The organism is Shinella sp. GW821-FHT10F02 (assembly GCF_058809275.1).
In genome coordinates this window covers 1,097,658-1,109,316 of record NZ_JBXASL010000001.1, presented here as the reverse complement: position 1 = coordinate 1,109,316, position 11,659 = coordinate 1,097,658, and the positions used below count along the sequence as shown (strand labels likewise).

Below are 11,659 nucleotides of genomic sequence, written 5' to 3'. Positions count from 1 at the left end.
TATCGGACGTTGATTGAACCCTTGCGGCTCGCATCGTCCCGGGAGGAGAGGTGCGGTATGTTGGGTGAGCGGCTGCCGGAGCGGCTGTCGCCGTTGGCTTCGCGTTTCGGCGTGCGGGCCTTTTATGGCGACATCCACAATCACTGCGACATTTCCTATGGCCATGGCAGCCTCGAACAGGCCCTGCGACGCGCCCGCCGCCAGCTCGATTTCGTCTCCGTCACGGGACATGCCTATTGGCCGGACATGCCGGTCGATGACCCCCGCGTCGCCCATATCGTCGATTTCCACGTCAAGGGTTTTGCCAAGCTCGACAGGCTGTGGGGCGTGCATTTCGACACGCTCGCAGCCGCGGACGAGCCTGGCGTCTTCACCGTCTTCCCCGGTTACGAAATCCACTCCTTCGCCCATGGCGACTATACCATCGTCTACCGCGACATCGCGGGCCAGGACTTGATCAAGGCCGATACGCCGGCGGAACTGCACGCGCGGCTGCGTGCCGCCCATGGCGACGGCGTCTTCGCCTTCCCGCACCATATCGGCTACCGCCTCGGCGCGCGCGGCGTGAACTGGGATACCGTCATCGAGGACCTGTCGCCGGTGATGGAAATCATCTCCATGCATGGCTGTTCGGAGACGTCGGTCATGGACCGGCCCTTCCTGCATTCCATGGGGCCGAGCGACGGCCAGTCCACCGTCCGCCACGGTCTCAATCGCGGCATCCGCTTCGGCTTCCTCGGCAATACGGACCATCACAGCGGTTACCCCGGCTCCTATGGCCACGGGCGCTCGGCGGTCTATGCGGTGGAAAATTCACGCATCGCGCTGTGGGACGGCATCCACCGGCGCCGCACCAATGCGCTCACCGGGGACGCCAGCCATCTGTTCTTCTCGATCGGCGATACCATGCAGGGCGGCAGCGTTTCGGCGGGTGGCCAGACGCTGGAGTTGGAAGCGGTCGGCGGCGGCGCCATCGATTACATCGACCTCATCAGAAACGGCGATATCGTCGGCCGCGTCACGCCGGACCTGCAACGCAGCCCGGTCGATGCCGAAAACGGTGCGATGGAAACGCTGCTCGTGCTGGAACTCGGCTGGGGCGCACGCGGAAAATTCCACGACTGGCAGGGTTCACTCGATCTCATTGGCGGCGATATCCTGTCCGTCGAGCCACGCCTGCGGGGATCCGAAGTGGTCTCGCCACTGGAAGGCGGCGGCGATGCGAGGGACGACAACGATGTCCGGCTTTCCGGCAATCGCATCGACTTCACGATCCGCTCCATCGGCAATCCCAACAACACCACCGCGTCGATGCAGGCGATTGCCGCGCGCATCCGCATCCGGCCGGATGCCAGCGTCCGGCTGGTGGTCGACGGCCAGATCTTCGAAGTGAGCACCGAGCGTCTTTTGCAGGGCGCGCTTTCGGGCAATCTTGGGCCGATCGACAGCCCGGCCTTCCGGCTGCACCCGTTGCCGCGCCCGCATCAATGGCAGTGGCGCGGGCAGATGGCGATCGACCCCATGCGCAAGGGCGACTGGATCTATGCCCGCATGCGCCAGGCGAATGGCCAGTGGAACTGGGCCAGCCCGATTTTCTGCGAATAGGGAGACGGGGCACCCGTTTTCTTGGAAGCCGGCAGCAAACATGAGTGAGACAATGGGAGATTCATCAATGACTTTCAGGACAAGCATTCAAAGACGAACGATCCTCAAGGGCGTGGGCATGGCGGCGGCGGCGAGCCTCGCGCCGGGTGCATTCCGCCCGCTCTATGCGGCAAGCGTCGCGCCGATCACCATCGTGATTAACCAGTCGCCCTGGTTCGAGAGTTTCAGCAAGACGGTGGAGGCCTACGAGGCCGAGACCGGCAACAAGGTAGAGCTCGACGTCAACCCCTTCGCCGGCTCGCTGGAAAAACAGCGCAACTCGGTGCGCGCCAGCGAGGGCCAGTACGACATCCTGATCATGAATTCGGGCTGGTTTGCGGAAATGTATGCCGGCGGCTTCGTCGAGGCCATTACCGATATCGACCCCGGTTTCAAGCTCGATCCGGACGTCTACACGCTCGGCGACACGGTCTATTACAATGCCGAAAAGAAGACGATGACCAGCGATGGCAAGCTGATGTCCATGCCGGTTTCGCCGCTGATCCCGATGCTCTATTATCGCGGCGACCTCTACAAGGAAGCCGGCCTCTCGGCACCGAAGACATTCGCCGAGCTAGAGGCCAATGCGAAGAAATTCCACAATCCGCCGGACATGTACGGCATCGTCCAGCGCGGCGCGCGCGGGCCGCATACCGTCGCCTACGACTTCTACCCGTACCTTTATGGTTTCGGCGGCGGCATCTTCAAGGACCAGACGGCGGGCGACTATTCGGTCACGCTGAACTCCGAGCAGGGCCGCGAGGCGCTCGACTACTATATCCGGCTTGCCAAGGAAGCCGGGCATCCGAAGACTGCGGCCTCGGACCAGGCCGAGGTCATCCAGGCCATGGTCACCGGCCATTCCGCGCATATCATGATGGTGATCGCGGCCTGGTCGCAGATGGACGATCCGAACAAGTCGGCGGTCGTCGACAAGATCGAATGGGCGCCGCCGCCGTCGCTCGAAGGCATCCAGACCTCGCCCGGTCTCGGCCACTGGCTCGCCGGCATTTCGAAGAACGTTCCCGACGACCGCAAGCGCGCTGCCGTCGAGTTCCTGCGCTGGTTCCAGACGAAGGCGGCCCAGCTCGAAACCGCCAAGGCCGGCGGCATTCCCATCCACGCCGCCGTCTACAAGGAGCCGATTGCCGACGAGCGCCGCTATCGCTGGATGAAGCCGCTTGCCGAGGCCCTGCCGCATGCGGTCAACATTTACCAGTTCCCCGAGGCGAGCGAAGTGATCGCGGTGCTGGAACTCGGCCTCAACCGGGCCGTTGCCGGCGAAATCACCTCGGTCGATGCGCTGAACGGTATGTCCGACGAGATCGAAAAGATCATGGCCGGCCACGCCTACAAGACCGACAAGCTGACCCCGCTGAAATAAGGGCCGCCCATGACCGCCGCAAACGCGCAAATAGAACGCCCGCTGCGGCGGTCAAGCAACCCCACCGAGGATGGCGGCCAGCGTCTATGGCGCTGGCTGACCTTCGGGCCGGCGCTCGCCATGATGCTGGCGCTGAGCGTGCTGCCCATTACGAACCTGTTCCTCACGAGCTTCCAGAACATAACCTGGGCCGATGGGCAGCAGACGCGCACATGGGTGGGGCTCACCCACTACAAGGCGCTGTTTTCCGACACGCTCTTCGGCGCCGGCATCTCGAACACGCTGATCTTCGCCTTCGGGGCTGTCGCCGGCCAGATGGTCATCGGCTTCGCCATGGCGCTGCTCTGCACCAAGATCACCCGCGGGCGCGTGCTCTACCGGGCGATCTTCATCCTGCCCATCCTGATCCCGGGCATCGTCATCGGCGCGATCTGGAAGCTGATGCTCAACTACGATTTCGGCCTCGCCAACAAGGCGCTCGGCCTTATCGGCATCCTGCCGCATGACTGGCTGGGCAGCCCCGAGACGGCACTGCTCTCGGTTATCGCCGTCGACATCTGGCACTGGACGCCGTTCTGCTTCCTGCTGTTTCTCGCGGGCCTTGAATCCCTGCCGCAGGATGTCTTCGAGGCCGCCGAGATGGATGGCGCCGGCCCGTGGCAGGAGCTGATCTACGTCACGCTGCCGCTGATGATCCCGACGATCATCGTCACCTTCGCCTTCCGCCTCGTGCTCGCTTTCAAGGTCTTCGACGAGGTCTATCTGCTCACCAGCGGCGGCCCCGGCACGGCGACCGAGGTAATCAGTTTCACGCTCTACCAGCGCTTCTTCACCGAAGATAAAGCAGGTTACGGCTCGGCCATGTCGGTGGCGGTCATCTTCCTCGTCTCGCTGCTCCTAGTGATCGCGCTTTCGGCACGCCGCCGCACGGGAGCGACATCATGAGCCGGCGCACCCGTTCCGCCCTCCCCGTCCATATCACACTTGCGCTTGCCGCCGCTTTGGTGCTGGCGCCGATCATCTGGACCATTGCTGCCGGTTTTCGCACGCAGATTTCGCTTCTGATGGGCGATGTGTTCTTCACACCGATCTGGAGCAATTTTTCCGAAGTGCTCTGGTCGAAGACCTCGGACTTCCTGCTCAATTACCGCAACTCGATCATCATAGGCGCTGCCAGCACCGTGCTCTGCGTCGTCGTCGCGACGCTCGCCGCCTTCTCGCTCAACCGGATGCGCTGGCCCGGATGGGTCGTGCATCTCTTCCTCGCCTGGACGATGATCTTCCACATGATCCCGCCGGTGGCGCTCGCCAGCGCCTGGTTTTCGATGGCGCGCGCTGTCGGGTTGGAAAACACCTTCACGGGGCTGATCCTCGCGCATGCGACGCTCAACCTGCCGATGGCGATCTGGCTGATGGCGGTGTTCGTTCGCGACGTGCCGAAGGAGCTGGAGGAGGCCGCGATCATGGACGGCGCGGATACGCCGCATATCCTGTGGCATGTCATCCTGCCGCTGATCACGCCTGGCCTTGCCGCGACCTCGATCCTCACCTTCATCTTCTCTTGGAACGAGTTCGCCGTCGCGCTGACGCTGACGATGAAGCAGACCGCGACGGTGCCCGTCGCCATCGCCAAGTTCGCCCAGGATTTCGAGATTCAATACACCCAGATGGCCGCGAGCGCCGCACTGGCAATGGTGCCGGCCATTCTCGTGCTGCTGGTCGCCCAGCGGTACATCGTCAAGGGCCTCACGCAAGGAGCGGTGAAATAGCATGAAGGCGGTTTTTGTTCTTTTCGATTCCCTGAACAGGCATCTGCTCGGCCCCTATGGCGGCACGCGCATCCCGACGCCGAATTTCGATCGCCTCGCCGCCCGCAGCGTGACCTTCGACAACCACTATGTCGGCAGCCTGCCCTGCATGCCGGCGCGCCGCGACATGCTGACCGGGCGCCTCACCTTCCTGCATCGCAGCTGGGGACCGCTGGAGCCGTTCGACAACGCCTTCCCGGAAATCCTCCACCAGCAGAGCGGCACCTACAGCCACCTCGTGACCGACCATTTCCACTATTGGGAGGATGGCGGCGCGACTTACCACAACCGCTACGATTCCTATGAATTCGTGCGCGGCCAGGAAGGCGACCGCTGGAAGGCGATGGTGCAGCCGCACTGGGAGCGGCTTCGCGAAAAATACCACGCCCGGCAGTTCAGCGACCAGAAGCGGACCTATTTCGGCCAGAACATCGTCAACCGCGAGTTCATCAAGGAAGAAAAGGATTTTCCCTCCGTGCGCTGCTTTGCCGAGGGCTTCGATTTCCTCGACCGCAACCGCGACGCCGACAACTGGCTCCTGCAGATCGAAACCTTCGACCCGCACGAGCCCTTCACGGCACCGGAACGCTTCAAGGCGCCGTTCGACACGGGCTGGAAAGGCCCGATCCGCGACTGGCCGAGGTATGGCCGTGTCGACGAACTGCCCGAAGAATGCGAGGAACTGCGCGCCAACTACTACGCCGTGGTCGCCATGTGCGACCACCTGCTTGGCGAGTTGCTCGACTATTTCGACCGGCACGATCTGTGGAAGGATACGGCCCTCATCGTCACCACCGATCATGGCTTCCTGCTCGGCGAACATGATTTCTGGGCGAAGAACCGCATGAACCTCTACGAGGAAGTGGCGCATATCCCACTCTTCCTGCACGATCCGCGGCAGGCGCGCGCGGGAAGCCGCTCGCCCGCCCTCACCCAGTCGATCGATCTCGCAGCGACCTTCCTCGACCTGTTCGGCGCCACGCCGCCCGCCGAGAACGAAGGCTTTTCGCTCTGCGCAATGGCCGATGGCACTTCCCTACGCGACGGTGCGTTGTTCGGCTATTTCGGCGGCGCGGTGAATGTCGCCGACGGCCGCTACACTTATCACCGCTTCCCGGAAGACCTGTCGCAGCAGGAGCTCTACCAGTACACGCTGATGCCGACGCACATCTTCTCGCCGTTCTCGCCGGCGGAACTGGCCTCGGTCGAACTTTCGCCGCCGCTCGACTTCACCAAGGGCGCGACCCTGCTCAAGGTGCCGGTGATCGATCGTTCGCCGATGTACAACAATTACGGCCCCGGTGCGCTGCTCGAGTCCGAGACGCGCCTCTACGATCTCGTCGCCGATCCGGGGCAGGAAACGCCGCTTGCCAAGCCCGAGGAGGAGCAGCGCCTCCTCGACCTGATGACCCGGCTGATGCAGGCCAACAGCGCGCCGCCCGAGGCGTTTTCACGGCTGGCGTTCGATGCGGCCGCAGAGGGGGCGGAATAATCATGGCACAAGTCCAGATCAGGGATGTCCGCAAATCCTACGGCCCCGTGGAGGTCCTGCGGGGCATCGACGTCGAGGTTGAAAACGGTGAATTCGTTGCACTTGTCGGACCATCCGGCTGCGGCAAGTCCACCTTGCTGCGCATGATCGCCGGTCTTGAAGGCATTTCCGGCGGAGAGGTCCGCATCGGTGGGCGCGTCGTGAACGACATCCCGCCGAAACAGCGCGACGTCGCCATGGTGTTCCAGAACTACGCTCTCTATCCGCACATGACCGTGGCGAAGAACATGGGTTTCTCGCTGAAACTCGCCGGCAAGCCGCGCGACGAGATCGACAGGCGGGTGGCGGCCGCCGCCGAAATCCTCGACCTGTCTCCCCTGCTCGACCGGTTGCCGCGCCAGCTTTCGGGCGGGCAGCGCCAGCGCGTCGCCATGGGCCGCGCGATCGTCCGCGATCCGGTCGTCTTCCTGTTCGACGAGCCCCTGTCCAATCTCGATGCCAAGCTGCGCGTGCAGATGCGCGCGGAAATCAAGGCGCTGCACCAGCGCCTCGGCACCACGACGGTCTATGTCACCCATGATCAGGTCGAGGCGATGACCATGGCCGACAAGATCGTGGTGATGAAGGGCGGTGCGGTCGAGCAGGTGGGATCACCCTTGCAGCTGTACGACCAGCCCGACAACATGTTCGTCGCCGGCTTCATCGGCTCGCCGGCGATGAACTTCGTCAAGGGTCGCATTGCAGACAGGCAGTTCATCGGGGAATGCGGCCTCTCGGTGCCGACAACGATGGAGGACAGGGCCGACGTCGTGCTCGGCATCCGGCCCGAACACCTGCAACTCGATCCCGCCGGCACCGAGGCCACCGTCGTGGTCGTCGAGCAGACCGGGGCGGAAACCCTGCTGCTATTGGACATGAATGGCCAGAAACTCACCCATCTCGGCCGCGACCGCCTGCACATCCGCCCGGGCGAAGCCGTTCGCGTGATGCCAGACACGACGCGCCTGCATCTCTTCGACGAGCAGAGCGGCCGCCGCATCGGCGCATGACACCTGCCGCAGAACCGGGGGCAACGGTTCGGATCTGCGGCTGGGTCTTGCAGTATCAGGCGGGCCTTTCTCCTCGCGCGTTTAGGGCGATGTTATCACGCTCCGGCAGGCCGGTCGCGTCGATGACCACTCGCCCGCCGTCCTTCGGCACTCGGCGCATGGCGTCCTTTCGCTCCGGATCGGTCCGCAGTTTTCCCGTGTCGTAGAGGACATGCAGGCGCGTGCGGGCAAGGCCCAGCTCGGATGCCAGCAACCGGTCGAGACGAATGGAGGCGGTTGTCGGCACCGAGAAGGTGATCTCCAGGAGATCCCACTGCGGGCTTGCCGCCAGCACCACCTTGTCGACATCGCTCTCGGCAAAGGTGTCGATGCGTTTCGCCTTGTGGCGCAGGGCCTCGATATCGAAGGCGTGCCGGCGGATCCAATGCCGGTCGTTGCTCTGCAATGCGACGAGTGTTGCAGGATCGATGTCGCGAACGGCCTGCCGTTCGAACAGCGGCCGGTTCCAGGTCCTGTCGCAGGAAAGGCATTTGTAGATCAGCCAGGCATCGAGCCGCTTGCCATTGGCGTTGAGCCGCAGCTTGTCGCTCGTCCCGAAGGGTTTTGGCCCGCCGCATGTGGCGCAAACGATCCAGGGCTGCGGAGGTGTGCGGGGAACAATGGTCCATCGGACCTTGAGAAGATTGCACATACCGTCTTGGTCTTCCGAAAAGGAAGTTCACCAAGATGAGGTCGTGAGAAGCCCGTCAGGGCGCGGCGTGGCGGTGTTTCTAGCGGTGGAAGAGCTGGGCAGCCGGAGGGCTGCGCATGGCACATTTCGACAATGCCAAACCGGTCTCAGACCACCACCCGATGAACATGGCACAGGACCGCGTAGCGCTAGGCGCCCCGCATGCCCTATGAGGGTGAAACTGGATGAGACCGGTGTTTACGACGGCAAAACGGAACCTCTATGCGCCAACGCTCTTCGCTGTCAGCCATAACAAAGGCAATAGCACTTTAAAAGCGTGCGGAATTCAAAATCCGTCCCGCCCTTTCGCGATCTTCGAAGATCGTTCGCCATGGTGCTCGATTGCCGCGGTGGCCAGCACATAGACGAGAAGCGCCGGCCACCCCGCGCAGAGCAACAAGCCGAAAACCCGATACGGGCTCCAAGGCAAGTCCTTTCGCTGGCCTTCAAGGAAGGTCAGCACAAGAAACAGAATGGCTATGATGGCATAGACTGTGGTCAGCATCCTCGCGACTATAGCCGCGAGGACCGTCTTCCCGAAAACCTAAATGCTGAAACAGTTAACGTCTGCGCTTGCGTCAGCGTTTGGGGTAACCGGTCGATATTTTGGGCGAGCCAGTATAGACGATGCGCCGCCGGGGCACGGGCTGGACCGTCTCCGTGACCTGAACGGTTTCCACCGGCGCGGCTTCCACCACCACGGTTTCGACCGGCTCGACCTTGCTTTCGCTCACGACAGGTGCAGGCGAATAGCGGACGCGAAGCTGGCGCCAGACTTCCAGCACCACGACAAGGAAGACACCCAGCGCCACGCCCACCACCCCGGCAAGCGCAACCAGCACCTTCTTGCGGGGCCAGGATGGGTCTTCCGGTGGCTGTGCAGGGCTGATGATACGGGCGACGGGCATGGTGATCTGTTCGAGGTTGGCCACTTCCTTGGCCCGCCCGAGCACGTTCTCATAGACCGCGCGGGTCGACTTCGCCTCGGTCTCCAGCTCGCGCAGCATGATCAGGTCCTCTTCGCCGACATTGGAAGACGACCGCACTGTCTCCATCTGACGTTCCAGGTTCGCCACGCGCTGCTGGGCAACGTCGAGCTCGACCTTCTTGCCCTCTCCGATCGACTGGATTTCAGCCCTCACCAGCGAGGAAATGCGCGCAACCTCGGCCTTCGCGCGCAGAAGTGAGGGATGCTGCGGCAGGAGCCCGGAGGCGAGCGATGCTTCGCTGCGGACCGCACGCGAATATTCTTGCAGCAATTGCGTGACGCGCGGGGAGTTGACGACTTCGCCAAGGGCGGTCGGCTCAATTTCGCGCTGGAAATAGCGCTGGATTTCCTCGCTCGCCGCCGTCGCAGTGGCCAGCGCGCTGCGTGCTTCCACCAACTGCGCATTCAGGCCGCCCAGTTCCTGGCCGACCAGCAGGCTTCCGTCCACGGCGCTTTGCAGCCGCTTTTCGGCGCGAAACTTCTGCACCTTCTCCTCCGTCTCGCGGACGCGCTCGCGCAGGCCAACCAGACGAGTGTCGATCTGTTCGGCGAGTTGCTGGGAAGAGTTGAGCTGGAACTGCTGCTGTTCACGCAGGTAGGATTTTGCGATGGCTTGCGACAGGTCGGCGGATTTCTGGGCGCTTTCCGATTTGACGCCGATCGAGATGATATAGGTGGCGCCCTCGCGGGAAACCGTGACGGCCTTGGCAAGCGCCGCCATCACCTTGGCGGCACGCCGCTCGGGCGCGCCGCCGGCCGCCTCCTTGGCGAATTCCGGGTCTTCCGTCAGCTTGAGTTCGGTGACCACGGGTTCCAGCACGGCGGCGGAGGAGACGATCAGGAGCTGGGTATCGAGGCCGAGCACTTCGCTGCCGAGCAGCGACGGCGCGTTCTTGTCCTCGAAGGGTTTGCGGCTGGCCGGATCGACGACGATGCGCGTCCAGGCCGTGTAGACCGGCGCGGCGGTGAAGACATAGGCGGCGGTGAGACCCACGGCCACGACCGCGATGAGCGCGATGAGCGGCAGGCGTTGATACAGCTTGCGCGCAATCGCCCAGGGGTCGATCAACCCTTCGCCATCTCGGCTTTCCATGGAGGCGTTCGTCATAGACCCGCTCGGCTGAAATGAAATCACATCATGCAAATAAGGGGCGGCGCGCACGAATCCCCTCCCATGGTGTAAATCGTTATGGTTAACGGAGTTTCAATTTCTGTGCCGCAGGCCGCGGTTTCCCCTCGCCTTGCGCCGCCCCGCCTGTGCCCAGGCGCCCACCAGCAGAAAGAGCATCCACACCACGGAATAGCCGCGGAACCAGCTGCTTTCCAGCATGTTGTGGCAGAGCGTCACGATGACGACGGACATGAAGAGCCAGGCTTCCGCCATGCCGGTGCGCCCATCGTTCGGCGCGCGTCCGACACTCAGGAGAACACAGGCGAGGAAGAACAGCAGCAAGGCAAGGCCTGCCAGGCCGAGCTCCACCGTGACGTCGACATAGCCATTATGCCCCTGCAACAGCGTGGCGACAAAGCCCGGGGCTTCGGTGAGCACTATCGAGCCGAGGCCGATATCCCAGAAGGAGCCGTATCCCTGGCCGAGGATCGGCCTGCGGCTGATGACGTCGCCGAGAAAGTCCCAGATGATCGTGCGTCCCGTGAAGGTCGTATCGTCGAAGAGCAGCATGGAGAAATCGGCGAAGCTGAAATCAACCAGGTTGGCGACGAAGAGCCCGCCGAACAGGCAGGCGAGCAGGCCGAAGAACAGCGGATACAGCGCATTGATGCGCAGAAACCGGCTGACCGCCACCACCGCAAGCGCGATCAGCGGAATGAGCAGCGCAAGGCCGAGCGAGGTTTTCGACTTGCTGACGACGAGTTCCAGCAGGGCCGCGGCGGCAAGGGCGAGCGCGATGAGCCGGCCGAGACCGCTCAGCCGCCAGACGCCGTAGAGGCAGAAGACGAAGCCGTAGGCAACGACGAGGCCGAGTTCGTTCTTGTGGGTGTAGATGCCCTGATGGCCAAGCCGGCCCGCCGGCAGCAGCAGCACCGCGACGAGGTTGATGGCGATCGTCACGAAGAAGACGCCCATGACACGGTCGATCTGGGCCCTGGGGTCATCCACGAGGAAGGCCGGCAGCACGACGGTGGCGATCACGATGAATTGCAGCGTCGCGCGGCGGAAGGCGATGGACGGCGCCGGCGACCAGACGATGCTGGCGAAGGCGAGCAGCATGTAGAGCCCGACGAGCACGACGACTGGCTGCTTCAGCGCCTCTTCGAACCTCGCAAGCCGGTGGCGGAAGGCGAACGCGGTCGAAATGAGCAGGAAGAGCCAGAAGACCTGGTTGAGGAGGTTGGAGCCGGATGCAGCCGCGGCAATCGCCGGGTCCTCGACCGCAGGCGTCGTGCGGAACACGAGAAGCGGCGTGAGGATCGTCGCATAGCCGATGGCGATCGCCGGAACCCAGCCGAGCAGGCCATCAGAAGCACTGACCTGCCGCTGCTCCTGCCTCACGGCCAAACCGTTGTTCACCGTATCGCTCAACCTGGTCCTCGCGCCGTGCGGG

Annotated in this window: 10 protein-coding genes; 6 read left to right on the top strand and 4 right to left on the bottom strand. The window is 63.4% G+C overall.

From position 1 onward, the window contains the following. Window positions 1-57 precede the first annotated feature (57 nt). The 6 genes from AC1RWL_RS05125 (at window position 58) to AC1RWL_RS05100 (ending at window position 7,377) form a co-directional block, all read left to right on the top strand. Window positions 58-1,605: a CehA/McbA family metallohydrolase domain-containing protein gene (locus AC1RWL_RS05125; protein WP_493092949.1), complete on the top strand. Its 1,548-nt coding sequence runs from the start codon at window positions 58-60 to the stop codon at window positions 1,603-1,605. Between the two features lie 67 nt (window positions 1,606-1,672). After that, the gene (locus AC1RWL_RS05120) at window positions 1,673-3,028 is read left to right on the top strand and encodes an extracellular solute-binding protein (RefSeq protein WP_493092950.1); all 1,356 of its coding nucleotides are present in this window, start codon (window positions 1,673-1,675) and stop codon (window positions 3,026-3,028) included. A gap of 9 nt (window positions 3,029-3,037) precedes the next feature. Beyond that, the gene (locus AC1RWL_RS05115; protein WP_493092951.1) at window positions 3,038-3,973 is read left to right on the top strand and encodes a carbohydrate ABC transporter permease; all 936 of its coding nucleotides are present in this window, start codon (window positions 3,038-3,040) and stop codon (window positions 3,971-3,973) included. Next, a complete protein-coding gene (locus tag AC1RWL_RS05110; RefSeq protein WP_493092952.1) occupies window positions 3,970-4,797 on the top strand; it encodes a carbohydrate ABC transporter permease in 828 nt (275 codons plus the stop codon). The genes AC1RWL_RS05115 and AC1RWL_RS05110 overlap by 4 nt, the downstream gene beginning before the upstream one ends. Before the next feature lies 1 nt (window position 4,798). Further along, the gene (locus AC1RWL_RS05105; protein ID WP_493092953.1) at window positions 4,799-6,328 is read left to right on the top strand and encodes a sulfatase; all 1,530 of its coding nucleotides are present in this window, start codon (window positions 4,799-4,801) and stop codon (window positions 6,326-6,328) included. A gap of 2 nt (window positions 6,329-6,330) precedes the next feature. Next, complete coding sequence (locus AC1RWL_RS05100) at window positions 6,331-7,377, top strand: ABC transporter ATP-binding protein (RefSeq protein WP_493092954.1); 1,047 nt, start codon at window positions 6,331-6,333, stop codon at window positions 7,375-7,377. Window positions 7,378-7,432: 55 nt separating this feature from the next. On the opposite strand, the gene AC1RWL_RS05095 is transcribed toward AC1RWL_RS05100, so the two are convergent. The 4 genes from AC1RWL_RS05095 to AC1RWL_RS05080 all read right to left on the bottom strand — a co-directional run bounded on the left by AC1RWL_RS05095 (window position 7,433) and on the right by AC1RWL_RS05080 (window position 11,625). Continuing rightward, the gene (locus AC1RWL_RS05095) at window positions 7,433-8,068 is read right to left on the bottom strand and encodes a DUF1062 domain-containing protein (RefSeq protein ID WP_493092955.1); all 636 of its coding nucleotides are present in this window, start codon (window positions 8,066-8,068) and stop codon (window positions 7,433-7,435) included. Window positions 8,069-8,393: 325 nt separating this feature from the next. After that, window positions 8,394-8,612, bottom strand: a complete 219-nt coding sequence (locus tag AC1RWL_RS05090; protein WP_493092956.1) for a hypothetical protein — start codon at window positions 8,610-8,612, stop codon at window positions 8,394-8,396. 73 nt (window positions 8,613-8,685) lie between these two features. Then, entirely contained in the window at window positions 8,686-10,188 is a 1,503-nt protein-coding gene (locus AC1RWL_RS05085) for a GumC family protein (RefSeq protein ID WP_493158243.1), read from the bottom strand. A gap of 111 nt (window positions 10,189-10,299) precedes the next feature. Continuing rightward, window positions 10,300-11,625: an O-antigen ligase family protein gene (locus AC1RWL_RS05080; protein WP_493092958.1), complete on the bottom strand. Its 1,326-nt coding sequence runs from the start codon at window positions 11,623-11,625 to the stop codon at window positions 10,300-10,302. Window positions 11,626-11,659 lie beyond the last annotated feature (34 nt).